The sequence below is a fragment of the Streptomyces sp. NPDC056169 genome (genome assembly GCF_042268445.1).
Lineage (GTDB): Bacteria > Actinomycetota > Actinomycetes > Streptomycetales > Streptomycetaceae > Streptomyces.
Genome location: NZ_JBHJUO010000021.1, coordinates 132701 through 150324, shown reverse-complemented (window position 1 = coordinate 150324; position 17624 = coordinate 132701). Strand labels below are relative to the sequence as shown.

General features: G+C 71.6%; 17 protein-coding genes. 4 read left to right on the top strand and 13 right to left on the bottom strand.

Features of this window, described 5'->3' with window-relative positions; all coding sequences use genetic code 11:
- Positions 1-114: 114 nt before the first annotated feature.
- From truB to rimP, 7 genes are all read right to left on the bottom strand, one after another.
- Positions 115-1014, bottom strand: coding sequence for a tRNA pseudouridine(55) synthase TruB (gene truB / locus ACFC0G_RS31510; RefSeq protein ID WP_376409730.1), 900 nt, complete (start codon positions 1012-1014; stop codon positions 115-117).
- The gene (rbfA, locus tag ACFC0G_RS31505; protein ID WP_267046149.1) at positions 1011-1451 is read right to left on the bottom strand and encodes a 30S ribosome-binding factor RbfA; all 441 of its coding nucleotides are present in this window, start codon (positions 1449-1451) and stop codon (positions 1011-1013) included. Before rbfA ends, truB begins: the two co-directional genes overlap by 4 nt.
- A gap of 29 nt (positions 1452-1480) precedes the next feature.
- Positions 1481-1774, bottom strand: a complete 294-nt coding sequence (locus ACFC0G_RS31500; protein ID WP_125746257.1) for a DUF503 domain-containing protein — start codon at positions 1772-1774, stop codon at positions 1481-1483.
- Positions 1775-1924: 150 nt separating this feature from the next.
- Positions 1925-5023 carry a translation initiation factor IF-2 gene (infB, locus tag ACFC0G_RS31495; protein WP_376409726.1) on the bottom strand — a complete coding sequence of 1033 codons (3099 nt, stop codon included), beginning with the start codon at positions 5021-5023 and terminating at the stop codon, positions 1925-1927.
- A gap of 145 nt (positions 5024-5168) precedes the next feature.
- Entirely contained in the window at positions 5169-5450 is a 282-nt protein-coding gene (locus tag ACFC0G_RS31490) for a YlxR family protein (RefSeq protein ID WP_376409724.1), read from the bottom strand.
- A 74-nt stretch (positions 5451-5524) separates the two neighbouring features.
- Positions 5525-6520 (bottom strand): transcription termination factor NusA, encoded by a 996-nt coding sequence (gene nusA, locus ACFC0G_RS31485; RefSeq protein ID WP_376409721.1) that lies wholly within the window; start codon positions 6518-6520, stop codon positions 5525-5527.
- Between the two features lie 2 nt (positions 6521-6522).
- A complete protein-coding gene (gene rimP / locus ACFC0G_RS31480) occupies positions 6523-7020 on the bottom strand; it encodes a ribosome maturation factor RimP (RefSeq protein ID WP_376409718.1) in 498 nt (165 codons plus the stop codon).
- Positions 7021-7198: 178 nt separating this feature from the next.
- On the opposite strand from rimP, the gene ACFC0G_RS31475 reads away from it, so the two are divergent.
- Genes ACFC0G_RS31475 through ACFC0G_RS31460 form a run of 4 tightly spaced genes read left to right on the top strand, consistent with a single transcriptional unit; the run spans position 7199 to position 10235 of the window.
- Positions 7199-7807 carry a hypothetical protein gene (locus tag ACFC0G_RS31475; protein ID WP_376409716.1) on the top strand — a complete coding sequence of 203 codons (609 nt, stop codon included), beginning with the start codon at positions 7199-7201 and terminating at the stop codon, positions 7805-7807.
- On the top strand, positions 7804-8220 hold the full coding sequence (locus tag ACFC0G_RS31470; protein ID WP_376409713.1) for a ferritin-like domain-containing protein: 417 nt from the start codon (positions 7804-7806) through the stop codon (positions 8218-8220). The genes ACFC0G_RS31475 and ACFC0G_RS31470 overlap by 4 nt, the downstream gene beginning before the upstream one ends.
- A gap of 49 nt (positions 8221-8269) precedes the next feature.
- Positions 8270-9169: an aminoglycoside phosphotransferase family protein gene (locus tag ACFC0G_RS31465; RefSeq protein ID WP_376409710.1), complete on the top strand. Its 900-nt coding sequence runs from the start codon at positions 8270-8272 to the stop codon at positions 9167-9169.
- A gap of 46 nt (positions 9170-9215) precedes the next feature.
- Positions 9216-10235 carry a slipin family protein gene (locus ACFC0G_RS31460; protein WP_376409707.1) on the top strand — a complete coding sequence of 340 codons (1020 nt, stop codon included), beginning with the start codon at positions 9216-9218 and terminating at the stop codon, positions 10233-10235.
- A gap of 64 nt (positions 10236-10299) precedes the next feature.
- Here ACFC0G_RS31460 and ACFC0G_RS31455 read toward each other — a convergent pair whose 3' ends face one another.
- The 6 genes from ACFC0G_RS31455 to dxr all read right to left on the bottom strand — a co-directional run bounded on the left by ACFC0G_RS31455 (position 10300) and on the right by dxr (position 17610).
- Positions 10300-12000: a proline--tRNA ligase gene (locus ACFC0G_RS31455; RefSeq protein ID WP_376409704.1), complete on the bottom strand. Its 1701-nt coding sequence runs from the start codon at positions 11998-12000 to the stop codon at positions 10300-10302.
- Positions 12001-12069: 69 nt separating this feature from the next.
- On the bottom strand, positions 12070-12615 hold the full coding sequence (locus ACFC0G_RS31450; RefSeq protein ID WP_376409701.1) for a GNAT family N-acetyltransferase: 546 nt from the start codon (positions 12613-12615) through the stop codon (positions 12070-12072).
- Between the two features lie 28 nt (positions 12616-12643).
- Positions 12644-13489 carry a GNAT family N-acetyltransferase gene (locus tag ACFC0G_RS31445; protein ID WP_376409698.1) on the bottom strand — a complete coding sequence of 282 codons (846 nt, stop codon included), beginning with the start codon at positions 13487-13489 and terminating at the stop codon, positions 12644-12646.
- A 267-nt stretch (positions 13490-13756) separates the two neighbouring features.
- A complete protein-coding gene (gene ispG, locus ACFC0G_RS31440; protein ID WP_024755628.1) occupies positions 13757-14914 on the bottom strand; it encodes a flavodoxin-dependent (E)-4-hydroxy-3-methylbut-2-enyl-diphosphate synthase in 1158 nt (385 codons plus the stop codon).
- A gap of 141 nt (positions 14915-15055) precedes the next feature.
- Entirely contained in the window at positions 15056-16363 is a 1308-nt protein-coding gene (locus tag ACFC0G_RS31435; RefSeq protein WP_376409694.1) for an RIP metalloprotease, read from the bottom strand.
- The gene (dxr, locus tag ACFC0G_RS31430; RefSeq protein WP_376409691.1) at positions 16360-17610 is read right to left on the bottom strand and encodes a 1-deoxy-D-xylulose-5-phosphate reductoisomerase; all 1251 of its coding nucleotides are present in this window, start codon (positions 17608-17610) and stop codon (positions 16360-16362) included. Before dxr ends, ACFC0G_RS31435 begins: the two co-directional genes overlap by 4 nt.
- Positions 17611-17624 lie beyond the last annotated feature (14 nt).

The following is a 17624-nucleotide window of genomic DNA, read 5'->3' as shown; positions in this document are numbered from 1 at the left end:
CCCGTTTCACTCCGAGCGCCTCCCCGATGGGGTGAATCTCAGGCAAAGCACTGCGGGGCGGGCACGTAGCACGTGCCCGCCCCGCAGCGGTGAGCTTCGCTCGCCCCGGCCGCCTCAGCCGAAGACGGCGAGGCTCTTGGCCTTCCCCCGCTGGTCCTCGACCAGCGCGAGCAGCGTCCCCTCGGGTCCGAAGACCGCGACCGGACCCGCCGGGTAGGACGGCATCTCCAGCCGGACGCCGTTCAGGAGCAGCTTGGCCCGCTTCTCGTCGACGTCCCAGCGCGGGAACGCGGCCTCGGCCGCCTCGGCGACCGGCATGACCGTGAGCTCCTCCTGGAGCTGTTCCAGGGTCCTGGCCGCGTCCAGCTTGTACGGGCCGACGCGGGTGCGGCGCAGCGCGGTCAGATGACCGCCCACTCCGAGCCCGGCACCGAGGTCCCGGGCCAGGGCCCGGACGTACGTACCGGAGGAGACGACGACGGAGACGACGAGGTCGACGACGGCCGTGCCGTCCTCGGCCTCCGCCTCGCGGACGTCGTACACCTGGAAGGAGGAGACGGTGACCGGGCGGGCCGGGATCTCGAACTCCTCGCCGCCGCGCACGCGCGCGTACGACCGCTTGCCGTCGATCTTGATCGCGGAGACCTTCGACGGCACCTGCATGATGGCGCCGGTCAGCTCGGCCACGCCCGCGTCGATCTGCTCCCGGGTGACCTTCGAAGCGTCGACCGACGCCGTGATCTCGCCCTCGGCGTCATCGGTGATCGTGGTCTGACCCAGGCGGATGGTGCCCAGGTACTCCTTCTCGGTCAGCGCGAGGTGACCGAGGAGCTTGGTCGCCCGCTCCACGCCGAGGACGAGGACGCCCGTGGCCATGGGGTCGAGCGTGCCCGCGTGGCCCACGCGGCGGGTCTTGGCGATCCCGCGCATCTTGGCCACGACGTCATGCGAAGTGAAGCCCGACGGCTTGTCGACGATGACAAGGCCGTCGGGCGTCTTTGCTGCGTTGCTCATTCGGCGGCTTCGTCCTCGCCCGGCTTCTTGTAGGGGTCGGCCTCGCCGGCGAAGGCGGCGCCCGAGGACGCCTCCCGCACCTGCGCGTCCGAGGCCCGCGCCTTGTCGAGGAGGTCCTCGATCGTCTTGGCGTTCTCCGGGAGGGCGTCGGCGATGAACGTCAGGGTCGGGGTGAACTTGGTCCCCGCCGCACGGCCCACGGCCGAACGGAGGACGCCCTTGGCGCTCTCCAGGCCGGCCGCGGCGCTCGCCCGCTCCTCGTCGTCGCCGTAGACCGTGTAGAAGACCGTGGCCTCCCGCAGGTCACCGGTGACGCGGGTGTCGGTGATGGTCACGTGCGTACCCAGGCGGGGGTCCTTGACGCCACGCTGCAGCTTCTCGGCGACCACCTCCCGAATGAGGTCTGCCAGCTTCTTCGCCCGCGCGTTGTCGGCCACTGGTCCTTCTCCTTCTTTGCCTTGCTCAATCAGTCTTCATCAGTGTGGAGCCTGCGGCGCACCGACAGCAGCTCCACCTCGGGACGCGCGGCGACGAGCCGCTCACAGCGGTCGAGCACGTCCGATACGAACCCCGGGTCCCCGGACACCAGCGCGACGCCCAGCAGGGCTCTGCGGTGGAGGTCCTGGTCGCCGACCTCGGCCGCGCTCACAGAGAACTTTCGCTGGAGCTCGGCGACGATGGGGCGGACCACGGAGCGTTTCTCCTTCAGCGAGTGAACGTCACCGAGGAGCAGATCGAAGGACAGAGTCCCCACGTACATGCGGTGCCGGATGTCCCGCCGGTTCGGGTTCGGTGGCCTGCCGGGCCGTCGCTCGGCAGGGTCACCAGAACCGTACACGCAACGGCCGGAGCCGATCGACGGAATTACTTCCACCGACCGGCCCCGGCTCACTGCTGCGATCGGACGCGATCAGGCGCGGGGCTTCTCGCGCATCTCGTACGTCGCGATGACGTCGTCGATCTTGATGTCGTTGAAGTTTCCGAGGTTGATACCACCCTCGAAGCCTTCGCGGATCTCGGTGACGTCGTCCTTGAAGCGGCGCAGACCGTGGATCGTGAGGTCCTCGGCGATGACCTTGCCGTCGCGGACGAGGCGCGCCTTGGTGTTGCGCTTGACCTCGCCGGAGCGGATGAGAACACCGGCGATGTTGCCCAGCTTGGACGAGCGGAAGACCTCGCGGATCTCCGCCGTACCGAGCTCGACCTCTTCGTACTCCGGCTTGAGGAGACCCTTCAGGGCCGCCTCGATCTCCTCGATGGCCTGGTAGATCACCGAGTAGTACCGGACGTCGACGCCTTCGCGCTCCGCCATCTGCGCGGCACGGCCGGCCGCACGGACGTTGTAGCCGATGACGATGGCGTCGGAGCCCATGGCCAGGTCGATGTCCGACTCGGTGACCGCACCCACACCGCGGTGCAGGACACGGATGTCGACCTCTTCGCCGACGTCGAGCTGGAGCAGCGAGGCTTCGAGGGCCTCGACCGCACCGGACGCGTCGCCCTTGATGATGAGGTTGAGTTCCTGGACGAGACCGGCCTTGAGCACCTTGTCGAGGTCCTCGAGGGACACCCGGCGGACGCGCTTGGCGAAGGCGGCGTTGCGCTCACGCGCAGCGCGCTTCTCGGCGATCTGACGCGCCGTACGGTCCTCGTCGACCACCAGGAGGTTGTCGCCGGCACCCGGCACGTTGGTGAGACCGAGCACCAGGACGGGAGTCGACGGGGTCGCCTCCTCGACGTTGTTGCCCTTGTCGTCGAGCATCGCCCGGACGCGGCCGTACGCGTCGCCGACCACCACGGTGTCGCCGATGCGCAGCGTTCCGCGCTGGACGAGGACGGTGGAGACGGCACCACGACCACGGTCGAGGTGGGACTCGATCGCAATACCCTGCGCGTCCTGGTCCGGGTTGGCCCGGAGGTCGAGCGAGGCGTCGGCGGTGAGGACGACGGCCTCCAGCAGGGAGTCGATGTGCAGACCCTGCTTGGCGGAGATGTCGACGAACATCGTGTCGCCGCCGTACTCCTCGGCCACCAGACCGAACTCGGTCAGCTGACCGCGGACCTTGGTCGGGTCGGCACCCTCGACGTCGATCTTGTTGACCGCGACGACGATCGGGACGCCGGCGGCCTTGGCGTGGTTGAGCGCCTCGATCGTCTGCGGCATGACGCCGTCGTTGGCCGCGACCACGAGGATCGCGATGTCGGTCGACTTCGCACCACGGGCACGCATGGCGGTGAACGCCTCGTGACCCGGGGTGTCGATGAAGGTGATGCGACGCTCTTCGCCGTTGACCTCGGTACCGACCTGGTAGGCACCGATGTGCTGGGTGATGCCACCGGCCTCGCCCGCGACGACGTTCGTCTTGCGGATCGCGTCGAGAAGTCGGGTCTTACCGTGGTCGACGTGACCCATGACGGTGACGACCGGCGGACGGGAGACCAGAGCCTCTTCGCCGCCCTCGTCCTCGCCGAACTCGATGTCGAAGGACTCGAGGAGCTCGCGGTCCTCTTCCTCCGGCGAGACGATCTGAACGGTGTAGTTCATCTCCTCGCCGAGCATCGTCAGCGTGTCGTCGGAGACGGACTGCGTCGCCGTGACCATCTCGCCGAGGTTCATCATCACCGCGACGAGCGACGCCGGGTTGGCGCCGATCTTCTCGGCGAAGTCGGTGAGGGACGCACCGCGCGACAGGCGAATGACCTCGCCGCCACCGCGGGGAAGCATCACGCCGCCCACGGACGGGGCCTGCATGGCCTCGTACTCCTGGCGCCTCTGACGCTTCGACTTGCGACCACGACGCGCGGGACCGCCGGGGCGACCGAAGGCGCCCTGCGTGCCACCACGGCCACCCGGGCCACCGGGACGACCGGCGAAGCCGCCGGGACGACCGCCGAAGCCGCCGCCACCACCGGGACCACCCGGACGACCGCCGCCGCCACCACCGGGACCACCGGGACGGCCGGCGAAGCCGCCACCGCCGCCGCCGGGACCGGCCGGACGACCGGCGAAGCCGGGACGACCGCCGCCGCCACCGCCGGGACCGCTCGGACGGCCGCCGGGGCCACCGGGACCACGACCGCCAGGACCGGGGCGCGGGCCGGCAGCGGGACGCTGCGGCATCATGCCCGGGTTCGGACGGTTACCGCCGGGCGCGCCGCCCGGACGGGGAGCCTGCGGGCGGGGCATGCCACCGGGGGTGGGACGCGCGCCGCCCTGACCCTGCGGACGCGGGGCGCCACCGGGGCCACCCTGCGGACGCGGAGCGCCCGGAGCGGCGCCGGGGCCGCCCTGCGGACGCGGGGCGCCGCCACCGGGGCGGGGCGCCTGCGGGCGCGCCATGCCGGTGGAGCCACCCGAGGTGAACGGGTTGTTGCCCGGACGCGGACCGGCCGGACGGGCACCGCCCGGACGCGGGGCGCCCTGGCCCTGCGGACGCGGGGCACCCTGACCCTGACCCTGCGGGCGCGGGGCCTGCTGGGCGGGGCGGGCGGCCGGGCGCGGGCCCGGGGTCGCGCCGGCGGGACGCTGCTGACCGGCGGCCGGAGCCGACGGAGGCGCGGTGAACTCCGGAGTCGTCGGAGCCGGGGAGGCCGGCGCAGGCTTCTGCGGGGCCGGGGGCTTCGGACCCGGGGTGGGCCGCGAGCCCGAGGTGGGCGCCGCGGCGGGCTTCTCCGCGACCACGGGCTTGGGCGCCGCCGGGGCGGGCGCTCCAGGCTTCGGGGCCGAGGGACGTACAGCCTGCGCCGGGGACGGCGCGGGGGATGCCGGCGCCGGCTTGGGCGCGGCGGGGGAGGGCGCTGCCTTGCGGGGCGCGCCGGGCTTGGCAGCGGTCTTGCCGGCGTTGCCGCCGGGACCCTGCAAAGCGTCAGTCAACTTGCGCACGACCGGCGCCTCGATAGTCGAGGACGCCGAACGGACGAATTCACCGAGTTCTTGGAGCTTGGCCATGACGACCTTGCTCTCTACGCCGAACTCCTTGGCGAGTTCGTATACCCGGACCTTAGCCACATCGCTCCTTTTAGGTCCGGTTACCGCCGGACCGTCGCTACTTCATGGGCGTACTCATCGCGTACTCATCGAGTGCTCATCGCAATCTCGACCTACTTCCAACTCGCGAGGTACCTGACCGCACGGTGATCCGTGCCGTACTTCTTCACTGCGGTGCCGACCGCTCGACGTGGTGACGGAGTTCCGCGGTTTCGAGCGGGCCCTGGACCTTGAAGGCCCTCGGGAACGCTCGGCGGCGGACCGCCAGGTCGAGACAGACCACGGCGGGGTGCAGGTACGCACCCCGGCCGGGCAGCGTACCGCGATGATCCGGAACACACTCGTCCTTATTCACCACGATCCGCAGTAGATCGCTCTTGGCCGCTCGCTCCCGACATCCCACACAGGTTCGTTCAGGGCATACGCGGGCTTGCGTCCGGCCAGACACGATTAAGTCTACCTCCCCGTACCGACCTCACCCGTTCGGGGCAAGAATCGAACAGCTGTTGGCCAAAAACGGTCTCAGTCCTGCGGACCGGTCGGCTCCGTGTCCGGACGGATGTCGATCCGCCAGCCGGTGAGGCGCGCGGCGAGGCGGGCGTTCTGGCCCTCCTTGCCGATCGCCAGCGACAGCTGGTAGTCGGGCACCGTCACGCGCGCGGACCGGGCGGCCAGGTCGACGATCTCGACCCTGGAGACCCGCGCCGGGGAGAGCGCGTTCGCCACCATGTCGGCCGGGTCGTCCGACCAGTCGACGATGTCGATCTTCTCGCCGAGCAGCTCCGCCATCACGTTGCGGACGCGGCTGCCCATCGGGCCGATGCAGGCGCCCTTGGCGTTGAGGCCCGAACGGGTGGACCGCACGGCGATCTTGGTGCGGTGACCCGCCTCACGGGCGATGGCCGAGATCTCGACGGAACCGTCGGCGATCTCCGGCACCTCCAGCGCGAAGAGCTTCTTCACCAGATTGGGGTGCGTGCGCGAGAGGGTGACGGACGGACCGCGGACACCGCGAGCCACCCGGACGACGTACGTGCGCAGTCGCAGACCGTGCGCGTAGTCCTCGCCGGGCACCTGCTCCTGCACCGGGAGGATGGCCTCCAGCTTGTCGTCGAGACGGACGAGGACGTTCTTCGGGTCCTTGCCCTGCTGCACCACACCGGCGACGACGTCGCCCTCGCGGCGCGCGTACTCGCCGAACGTCACGTCGTTCTCGGCGTCCCGCAGTCGCTGCTGGATCACCTGGCGGGCGGTGCTCGCCGCGATCCGGCCGAAGTCCGACGGGGTGTCGTCGAAGTCCTTGGGCTCCTGGCCCTCCTCCAGCTCGGAGGGGTCCTCCTTCGCCCACACCGTCACGTGACCGGTCTGCCGGTTCAGCTCCACACGCGCGTGGCGGCGGGCGTCGGGGGTGCGGTGGTACGCGATGAGGAGGGCCGACTCGATCGCCTCGACCAGCAGGTCGAAGGAGATCTCCTTCTCATTCGCCAAGCCCTTGAGCAGCTTCACGTCGATGTCCACGGCTACGCCTCCTCTTCCTTCTTGTCCTTGCGGTTGAACTCGATCTCGACACGCGCCTTGGCGATCTCGGCGAACTCGACCCGGCGGGCGGTGGGCTTGCGCCCCTTCACACCCGGCACTTCGAGGTCGAGGCCGTCCTCGTCCACGGCGAGGATCCGGGCGACGAGTTCGTCGCCCTCGACGAGCTGGAGCTTGGCCAGCCGACCGGTCGCCCGCACGTAGTGGCGGTGCTCGGTCAGGGGGCGGTCGGCGCCGGGGGAGCTGACTTCGAGGACGTACTCGCCCTCGCCCATCACGTCGGTCTCGTCGAGCTTCTCGGAGATCTCACGGCTCAGCTCGGCGCAGACGTCCAGCTCCACGCCCTCTTCCGAATCGACGACCACGCGCACCAGTCCACGACGGCCGGCCCGGGACACCTCGATCTCTTCCAGATCCAGGTCCTTCGCGTGGACGAGCGGCTCAAGGAGTCCGCGCAGCCTGTCGCTCTGGGTGGTGCTCATCCGGGTGACTCCTCGGCCGCGTGTGCTGTTGTGGTTTCGTCGCGTGTCGTCGCGTGTCAGACCAAAGGGTATCCGGTCCCGGAGGGTGTTGCCGTCCACCGCCCCGGGGCCCGCGGGTACGCTCGCCTGCGGTGATCTCGACGATCTTCGACGACGGACGACGGACGAGGGAGAGAGCGTGACGACGACGGGCAGGCGCGCACTCCTCCAGGCGGGCGCGGCGGCGGGAGCGACGGCTCTCGTGGGCTGCACCTCCTCCGGCGGCGGCGAGGCTCCGCGGAAGCCGAGCGCCGCCGAACTGGAGGCCGAACGGGTGGCGCGCGCCGAGGCGGCGCTGCGACTCCGCTCGGTGACCGCCGCGCGGGACCTGCTGGAACGTTACGACGCGGCGCTCGCGGCGCATCCCGCCCTCGCGCCCCGGCTGACGCCGCTGCGGCGCTCGGTGGCGGCGCACGCGAAGGCCCTGGGCGAGGACGGTACGACGGCGAAGCCCGCGACGGCCGCCCCGTCGACACCGCCGTCGGCGTCGGCTTCTGTATCGGCATCGGCACCGGCTTCTGTATCGGCATCGGCGTCCGCGTCCGCGTCGGCTTCTGTATCGGCCGTACCCGTCGCGGCCGACCCCCGCGCGGCGCTCAAGGAGCTCGCGGCGGCCGAGCGCAAGGCCTCCGAGCAGCACACGAACGCCCTGCTCACGGCCCCGCCCGAGTACGCGCGACTGCTCGCCTCCGTCGCGGCGGCGGGCGCCGCGCACGCCTACCTGCTGACCGAAGGAGCACCGGCATGAGCGCCCTCGACGCCGCCCAGGCGGCCCTGGCCGCCGAACACGCGGCGGTCTACGGGTACGGGGTCGTCGGCGGCCGGATCGGTACGGAGCGCAAGGCGGAGGCCACCGCCGCGTACGAGGCCCACCGGGCCCGCCGGGACGCCCTGCGCCGCACCGTGCGGGATCTCGGCGGCGCGCCGGTGGTCGCGGCGGCCGCCTACGAGCTGCCGTTCCGGGTCGCCGACGCGGCGGGCGCCGTGCGCCTCGCGGCCGTCCTGGAGGACCGGGTGGCCGGGGTCTACTCCGACCTCGTCAGGGCCTCCGAGGGCCCGCTGCGGCGCGACGCGGCCGCCGCGCTGCGGGAGGCGGCGGTACGCGCGGTCCGCTGGCGCGGCAGCGACGTAACCTTTCCTGGGCTCGCCGAGCGGGTGTGAGTCCATCCCCGACCGGGGGCCCACCGAACGTCAGAAGGACAACGCACGCATGGCTTTCGAACCGCCGGAGCGACTCGTACGGGCGCTCGGCGAGACGTACGGGGACACCGCGGCGACCGAGTGGCTCGGTCCGCTGCCGGAGCACGCGCGGACCACGCTCGACCGGGCGTCGCTCGGCGCCGAGCGGGTGATGGCCCCCGGTGGGCGGAGCAGTCTGGTCCTCCTCGTACGGCGCTCCGACGACTCCCCCGCCGCCCTCAAGATCGCGCCGCCGCTCGCCCGCCCCGACCTGGAGCGGGACGCGCTGGCGCACTGGAACGGCTGGGGCGCCGTCCGGCTGCTCGACGAGACCGCCGACGGCGGACTCGTCCTCGAACGGCTGCACCCCGAGGTGTCGCTGCGCTCCCTGCCGGAGGCCAAGGCGCTCCTGGAGGCGGCGGGGGCCGTACGGAAGCTGTGGGTGGAGCCGCCGGCCGGGCACGGCTTCGAGTCGGTGGCCGAGCGGACCGGGCGGCAGGCCGCGGCGATGGAGCCGTACCGGGCGGACCCGGCGACCGGTGAGCTGACGGCGGCGGCGCTCGCCGCGCGCGAGGAGCTGGTGGCCGCCCCGGAGGAGGCGCTGCTGCTGCACGGCTGCTTCCGCCAGGGCAAGGTGCTGGCCGGCGACCGGGCGCCCTGGCTGGCCGTCGGGCCCGAGCCGCTCGTCGGCGAGCGCGCGTACGACCTGGCCCGGCTCGTCCGCGACCGGGTGGAGGACCTGGTGGGCGCGTCGGCGGGCGCCTCGACGGCCCGGCGGCGGGTGAACAAGCTGGCGGACTCCCTGGACATGGACCGGGAGCGGCTGCGCGGCTGGACCCTGTTCCGCGCGGTCGAGTCGGGGACGCGGGCGCTCACGGCGGGGCGGCGGCAGGACGCCGAGCTGCTTCTGGAGTTCGCGAGCTGGCTGTAGGGGAATACCCTTTTTGTAGCGTTCGGCTCGATTCCAGGGGGCCGTGATGATCCAAGAGCTGTTGGTGGCGGCGGCCGGGGCGTGTGCGGCGGTCGCGGTGTACGCGGGCGCGGCGGCCCGGGTGGTGAAGCAGTACGAGCGCGGAGTCGTGTTCCGCTTCGGCCGGCTGCGCGACGAGGTGCGCTCGCCCGGATTCACGATGATCCTGCCGATCGCCGAGCGCCTCCACAAGGTCAACATGCAGATCGTCACGATGCCGGTGCCAGCGCAGGAGGGCATCACCCGGGACAACGTCACGGTGCGGGTGGACGCGGTCGTGTACTTCAAGGTGGTCGACGCGGCGGACGCGCTGGTGGCGGTGGAGGACTACCGGTTCGCGGTCTCGCAGATGTCGCAGACGTCGCTGCGGTCGATCATCGGCAAGAGCGATCTGGACGACCTGCTGTCGAACCGGGAGAAGCTCAACCAGGGCCTTGAGCTGATGCTCGACAGCCCGGCGATGGGCTGGGGCGTCGCCATCGACCGGGTCGAGATCAAGGACGTGTCGCTGCCGGAGACGATGAAGCGCTCGATGGCGCGGCAGGCGGAGGCGGACCGGGAGCGGCGGGCGCGGGTGATCAACGCGGACGCGGAGCTCCAGGCCTCGAAGAAGCTGGCGGAGGCGGCGGGAGTGATGTCCGCGCAGCCGGCGGCGCTCCAGCTGAGGCTGCTGCAGACGGTGATGGCGGTGTCGGCGGAGAAGAACTCGACGCTGGTGCTGCCGATCCCGGTGGAACTGCTGAGGTTCCTGGAGCGCGCCGCGCCGGCGCCTCCGGCGGCCGGGGCGGTGGCGGCTCCCCCGCCGGTGACCGCGGGTACGGAGCCGGTGGCGGCCACGCGTGCGGAGCCGGTGGCGGACGCCGAGCCGGTGGCCGCGGGTGCGGACGCGGAGCCGGTGGACGCGGAGCCCGTGCTGCCGCTCGGCGAGGCGTTCCTGAAGGGGCTGGTGGACGCGGCGGAGGCGGTCGAGGATCTGACCGGCGCGTCGGTGGAGCCGTCCCCGAAGACGGACGACACCCCGGTCTGAGCCCGGGCGACGCGAAGCGGGGGGCGGGGCCGACCAGGCTCCGCCCCCCGCTCCGTCGTGGGTCCTACGCGGTGAGGCGGGCGATCGCCTCGTCGACCGTGAGCTCCTCGCGCTCGCCCGTGCGGCGGTCCTTCAGCTCGACGACGCCCTCGCCGGAGCGGCGGCCCGCGACCAGGATCTTCGGGACGCCGATGAGCTCCGCGTCGGTGAACTTGACGCCCGGGGAGACGCCCGCGCGGTCGTCGACCAGGACGCGCAGCCCGGCGGCGGCCAGCTTGTCGGAGACCTCCAGGGCCAGCTCGGTCTGGAGGGCCTTGCCGGCGGCGACGACGTGGACGTCGGCCGGGGCGACCTCGGCGGACCAGCACAGGCCCTTCTCGTCGGCGGTCTGCTCGGCGAGCGCGGCCACGGCGCGCGAGACGCCGATGCCGTACGAGCCCATGGTCACGCGGACCGGCTTGCCGTGCTGGCCGAGGACGTCGAGCTTGAGGGCGTCGGCGTACTTGCGGCCCAGCTGGAAGATGTGGCCGATCTCGATGGCGCGGTCCAGCTTCAGGCCGGTGCCGCACTTGGGGCACGGGTCGCCCTCCAGCACGACGACGACGTCGACGTACTCGTCGACCTCGAAGTCACGGCCCGCGACGACGTTCTTCGCGTGCGTCCCGGCCTTGTTGGCGCCGGTGATCCACGCCGTGCCCGGCGCGACGCGCGGGTCGGCGATGTACGTCACCTTCTCCAGGCCCTGCGGGCCGACGTAGCCGCGCACGAGGTCCGCGCGCTCGGCGAAGTCGGCCTCGGTGACCATCTCGACGGTCGCGGGCGCGAAGTGCTCCTCGACCTTGCCCAGGTCGACCTCGCGGTCGCCGGGGACACCCACGGCGACGATCTCGCCGTCGACCTTCACCAGGAGGTTCTTCAGCGTGGCGGAGGCCGGGACGCCGAGGGAGGCGGCCAGGGTCTCGATCGTCGGGGTGTCCGGGGTGGGGATCTCCTCGGCGGCCGCGACGGCCGAGCCGTCGACCGGCTTGAGCTCGTACGAGATCGCCTCGGTGTTCGCCGCGAAGTCGCAGTTCGGGCAGTCGGCGAAGGTGTCCTCGCCGGCCTCGGCCGGGGCGAGGAACTCCTCGGACTTCGAGCCGCCCATCGCGCCGGCGGTGGCGGCGACGATGCGGTAGTCGAGGCCGAGGCGCTCGAAGACCCGCTGGTAGGCCTGGCGGTGCAGGGCGTAGGACTGGGCCAGGCCCTCGTCCTCCGTGTCGAAGGAGTACGAGTCCTTCATGAGGAACTCGCGGCCGCGCAGGATGCCGGCGCGGGGACGGGCCTCGTCGCGGAACTTGGTCTGGATCTGGTACAGGATGACCGGCAGGTCCTTGTAGGACGAGCACTGGTCCTTCACCAGCAGGGTGAAGATCTCCTCGTGGGTCGGGCCGAGGAGGTAGTCGCCGCCCTTGCGGTCCTGGAGGCGGAAGAGCTCGGCGCCGTACTCGTCCCAGCGGCCCGTCGCCTCGTAGGGCTCGCGGGGCAGCAGGGCCGGCAGCGTGACCTCCTGCGCGCCGATGGCGTCCATCTCCTCGCGGACGATGCGCTCGACGTTGGCGAGGACCTTCTTGCCGAGGGGCAGCCAGCTCCAGATGCCGGCGGCGGTGCGGCGCACGTAGCCGGCGCGGACGAGGAGCTTGTGGCTGAGGACCTCGGCGTCCGCCGGGTCGTCGCGCAGCGTCTTCGCCATCAACTTCGACATGCGCTGGACCGGTGCGTTGGCCATGGTTCTCGTACTCCTGCCGGGGTAAGGATGATGGCCCGAGGTTAGCCGGGCCGCCCCGCCTCGGAGAAATCAGTTCCGTCGCAGGAGGGGCAGCGGTGCGCCCATCACCGCGTAGGGGCGGGCGGCGCTCGGGAAGCGCACCTGGCGGGCGAGGTCGTCGTACCCGAGGGCGCGGTAGAGCCCGCGCGCCGGGGAGTCGGTGTCGATCGCGGAGAGGATCGAGCGCGGCTCGGCGGCCGTGTCGGTGATCGTGGTGATCAGTTCGCGGCCCACGCCGCGGCCCTGGAAGTGGGGGTGGACGTGGAGCTCGGTGATGACGAACGAGCCGTCGAGCCAGTCGGCGGAGCCCGTGGCGCGCAGGTACGGCTCCACGACGGTGGACCACCAGTGCGTACGGTCGTTGGGCATGCCGTACACGAAGCCGACGAGCCGGCCGTCCGGTGTCAGGGCCCCGTAGGCGCGGGCGCCGGGGCTCATGAGGTGGCGCAGCACGATGTGGCGGCGTACGGCGACCTCGTCCTGGTCCAGGCCGAAGGCGACCGCCTGCACGGCGAGGGCCTCGTCCACCCGGGCGGCGAGATTGACCGGTCCGATCACGACCTGTGCGTCATCCATGCGGCGCACCTTACAAGCGGCTGGGGGCTCAGAACAGCACGCTCATGAAGGCGCCGGTCTCCCGGAAGCCGACGCGGCGGTACGAGGCCCTGGCGGGGGTGTTGTAGTCGTTGACGTACAGGCTGACCACGGGTGCGACGTCGGCGAGGGCGTACTGGAGGACGGCGGCCATGCCCGTCTCCGACAGGCCCTTGCCGCGGTGCTCGGGGGCGACCCAGACGCCCTGGATCTGGCACGCCAGGCGGGTCGCGGCGCCGATCTCGGCCTTGAAGACGACCTTGCCGTCCTCGATGCGGGCGAAGGAGCGGCCCGCGCCGACGAGCTCGGCGACCCGGGCCTGGTAGAGCAGTCCCCCGTCGTTGGCGAGCGGCGAGACGCCGACCTCCTCGGTGAACATCGCCACGCAGGCGGGCATGATCGCGTCCATCTCGTTCTTGCGGACGCGGCGGACCAGCGGATCGGGGGCGACCGTGACGGACGGCTCCTCGGTGACCATCACGGGCTGACGGGCACGGACGTCCCGCGCCGGGCCCCAGCTGGGCTCCAGGAGCCGCCACAGCTCGGCGGTGGGCTCGACGGGGCCGACGATGGACGAGCAGCGGCGGCCGATCCTGCGGGCCCGGTCGGCGAAGGCGCGGACGGCCTCGGGGGTGGCACAGAGGGGGACGAGATTGGCGCCGGAGTAGCAGAGCGAGCGGAGTCGGCCCTCGTGGTACCAGCCCCACATCTCGCCGCCGAGCCGCCAGGGATCGAGCCCGGCGACCTGGACGCGGGCGGTCACGAACGCGTTCTCGACGGGGGCGCTCTCCAGGACGGCCAGGGCGGCACCGAGATCGGCGGGTTCGAGGACCCGGGTGGTGGTCTCTGTCAACACGAGGGGGCCTCACGGTACGGATCTGCTGGTCTCCGCACTTTACCCCTGTGGCGTTTTTTTGGGCTCGGTTCGCCTCCGGGGCGCTTCAGCCGGGCTCACGGCCCCGACCGTGCTCGCCCCCTCCTTCGTCGGGGGCTCCGCGCGCTCGGGGCCGTGAGCCCGGCGCGCCCCTTCGGCTCACTCGCCGGCCCGGGGGTGACGGGCTCCCGGACGCGCGAAACCCCTCCGCCCGGTGGGGCGGAGGGGTTTCGTGGATGGTTCCGCGTGCTAGCCCGCGATGGCGACGGTCGGCTCGCCGCTGGCGACGCCGTCCTTCTCCATCTGCTCGGCGATCTTGAGGGCCTCTTCGATGAGGGTCTCGACGATCTTCGACTCGGGGACGGTCTTGATGACCTCGCCCTTCACGAAGATCTGGCCCTTGCCGTTGCCGGAGGCGACGCCGAGGTCGGCCTCGCGGGCCTCGCCCGGGCCGTTGACGACGCAGCCCATGACGGCAACGCGCAGCGGGACGGTCATGCCGTCGAGGCCGGCGGTGACCTCCTCGGCGAGCTTGTAGACGTCGACCTGGGCGCGGCCGCAGGACGGGCAGGAGACGATCTCCAGGCGGCGCTGGCGCAGGTTCAGCGACTCCAGGATCTGGATGCCGACCTTGATCTCCTCGACCGGCGGCGCGGAGAGCGAGACGCGGATCGTGTCGCCGATGCCCTGGGAGAGCAGGGCGCCGAAGGCGACCGCCGACTTGATCGTGCCCTGGAACGCCGGGCCCGCCTCGGTGACGCCGAGGTGCAGCGGGTAGTCGGACTGGGCGGCGAGCTGGCGGTAGGCCTCGACCATCACGACCGGGTCGTTGTGCTTGACCGAGATCTTGATGTCGCGGAAGCCGTGCTCCTCGAAGAGGGACGCCTCCCAGAGGGCGGACTCGACGAGCGCCTCGGGAGTGGCCTTGCCGTACTTCTTCAGGAGCCGCGCGTCGAGCGAACCGGCGTTGACGCCGATGCGGATCGGGGTGCCGGCGTCGCCGGCCGCCTTCGCGATCTCCTTGACCTTGTCGTCGAACTGCTTGATGTTGCCCGGGTTGACGCGGACGGCCGCACAGCCCGCGTCGATCGCGGCGAACACGTACTTCGGCTGGAAGTGGATGTCGGCGATGACCGGGATCGACGACTTCCGGGCGATCGTGGCGAGCGCGTCCGCGTCGTCCTGCGTGGGGCAGGCCACGCGCACGATCTGGCAGCCGGAGGCGGTCAGCTCGGCGATCTGCTGGAGCGTGGCGCCGATGTCGGACGTGCGGGTCGTCGTCATCGACTGCACGGAGACGGGGGCGTCACCGCCGACGGCCACGCTGCCGACCTGGATCTGCCGGCTCTTGCGCCGCTCGGCGAGCCGGGTCGGGACGGTCGGGATACCGAGAGCAATCGCGGTCATCTTCTGTGCAACCTCAAGGTTGTGCGTCGGCGGTCTCAGGTCTCCGAGGTTACCGCCCTTGGGGTGGGGGGCCGGACACCAGCGGGTCCGAGCCCCCCGGGGGAGCTGCTCGCGGAGCTGCCTGCGGAGCTCCGTCCGCGGCTATGTCAGTCGTACCGGGTTGACGATGTCGGCGGCGAGGACGAGCAGCGTGAAGCAGACGAAGACACCGGCCACCACGTACGCGGCGGGCATCAGCTTGGCCACGTCGAACGGACCCGGGTCGGGGCGCTTGAAGATCCGGGCCGTGTGCCGGCGGACGGACTCCCACAGGGCGCCCGCGATGTGTCCGCCGTCGAGCGGCAGCAGCGGGAGCATGTTGAACAGGAACAACGAGACGTTGAAGAACACCAGCAGGTTCATGAACATCACGAGGATCCGCTCCGGCGGAGCGTCGACGGTCATGAGCTCGCCGGTGAGCCGGGCGGCGCCGACGACACCGACCGGGGAGTCCGAGGCGCGCTCCCCGTCGCCGAAGGTGGCGTCCCAGAGGCCGGGGATCTTGCCGGGAAGGGCGACGACCGAGTGGACGCCGTTCTCCAGGAGGTCGGACATCCGTTCGGTGGTCTCGCCGAACGTGAGTGCGCCGACCTCGGTCTTCGAGGCGAAGCCGAGATAACCGGCGTCGATGTACTGGAGCGGCTGGACGACCTGGCCGTCCTCGTCCTTCATCGGCACCTTGTTGGAGACGAGCGTCGGGTGCAGGTCGACGCGCTGGCCGCCCCGCTCGACGGTGATGGTCGCCGCCCCGATGGTGTCGCGGATGCGGTCCGAGAGCGTGTCCCAGTCCGCCACCGGCGCGCCGTTGAAGGCGACGATCTTGTCGCCCTCCTTCAGGCCGGCCCGGAAGGCCGGGGAGACGGGGTCCCCCGCCACGCACGTCTCGCGCTTCTCGCTCTGCTTGATGACGCACTTCTGGACGCCGGCGACCTTGGTCGTCTGGCCCTCGATGCCCAGCGTCATCATCGAGCCGAAGAAGAGCGCCGCCGCCAGGACCAGGTTCATGAACGGTCCGGCGAACATCACGATCACGCGCTTCCACGGCTTGCGCGTGTAGAAGAGCCGCGAGTCGTCACCCGGCTGGAGCTCCTCGTACGAGGCCTCCCGGGCGTCCTCGATCATCGAGCGCCAGGGCGAGGTGGAGCGGGCCTCGATCTTGCCGTCCTCGCCCGGCGGGAACATGCCGATCATGCGGATGTAGCCGCCGGCCGGGACGGCCTTGATGCCGTACTCGGTCTCGCCCCGCTTCTTCGACCAGATCGTGGGGCCGAAGCCGACCATGTACTGCGGCACACGGATGCCGAAGAGCTTGGCGGTCGAGAGATGGCCCAGCTCGTGCCACGCGATGGAGACGAGGAGGCCGAGGGCGAACAGCACGATGCCCAGCGTGTACAAGAGCACTTCGGTCATGCGCGCGCCTCCGCCGTTGCCTTCGCTGCGAGTTCACGGGCCCGGGCCCGTGCCCAGGTCTCCGCTTCGAGGACGTCCGGGACGGTGAGGGAGGTTCCCGTACCGGGAACACCGTGCTCCGCGACGACCGCTGTGACCGTATCCATGATTCCGTTGAACGGCAGCCGACCGGCGAGAAACGCCTCGACGCACTCCTCGTTCGCCGCGTTGAAGACGGCGGGGGCCGTGCCGCCCAGTGTGCCGACGTGCCGGGCGAGGCCGACCGACGGGAAGGCCTCGGTGTCGAGCGGGAAGAACTCCCAGGTGGAGGCCTTGGTCCAGTCGAAGGCGGGCGCCGCGTCCGGGACGCGCTCGGGCCAGCCGATGCCGATGGCGATGGGGCCGCCCATGTCGGGCGGGGTCGCCTGGGCGAGCGTCGAGCCGTCCGTGAACTCCACCATCGAGTGCACGTACGACTGGGGGTGCACGACGACCTCGATGCGGTCGAAGGGGATGTCGTACAGCAGGTGCGCCTCGATGACCTCCAGGCCCTTGTTCACCAGGGTGGCGCTGTTCACCGTGATCACCGGGCCCATGGCCCAGGTCGGGTGGGCCAGCGCGTCCTCGCGGGTGACATGCGCCAGCTGCTCGCGCGTACGGCCGCGGAAGGGGCCGCCGGAGGCGGTGACGACCAGCTTGCGGACGTCGGCGCGGGTGCCGGCGGCGAGCGCCTGGAAGAGGGCCGCGTGCTCGGAGTCGACCGGGATGATCTGACCCGGCTTGGCGAGCGCCTTGACCAGCGGGCCGCCGACGATCAGCGACTCCTTGTTGGCGAGGGCGAGGGTGCGGCCGGCTTCGAGCGCGGCGAGCGTGGGCGCGAGACCGATGGAGCCGGTGATGCCGTTGAGCACGGTGTGGCACGCGGAGGCGGCGAGCTGGGTGGCCGCGTCCGGCCCGGCCAGGAGCTCGGGCAGCGGCTCGGAGCCGTACAGCGCCTTCAGCGCCTCGCGCAGCTCGGGCAGCGCCTCCTCGCGGGCGACCGCGACCGCGGCGACCTTCAACCGGTGCGCCTGCTCGGCGAGCAGTCCGACCCGGCCGCCGGAGGCGGCCAGGGCGGTGACCCGGAAACGGTCGGGGTTGCGCAGCACCAGGTCGATGGCCTGCGTGCCGATGGACCCGGTCGAGCCGAGGACGACGATGTCCCGGCGTCCTTCGGACACGTCGAAGGCGATATGGGGATCGGCGAGAGGAGAGGGGCGGTCGCTCATGCCCCCCATTCTTG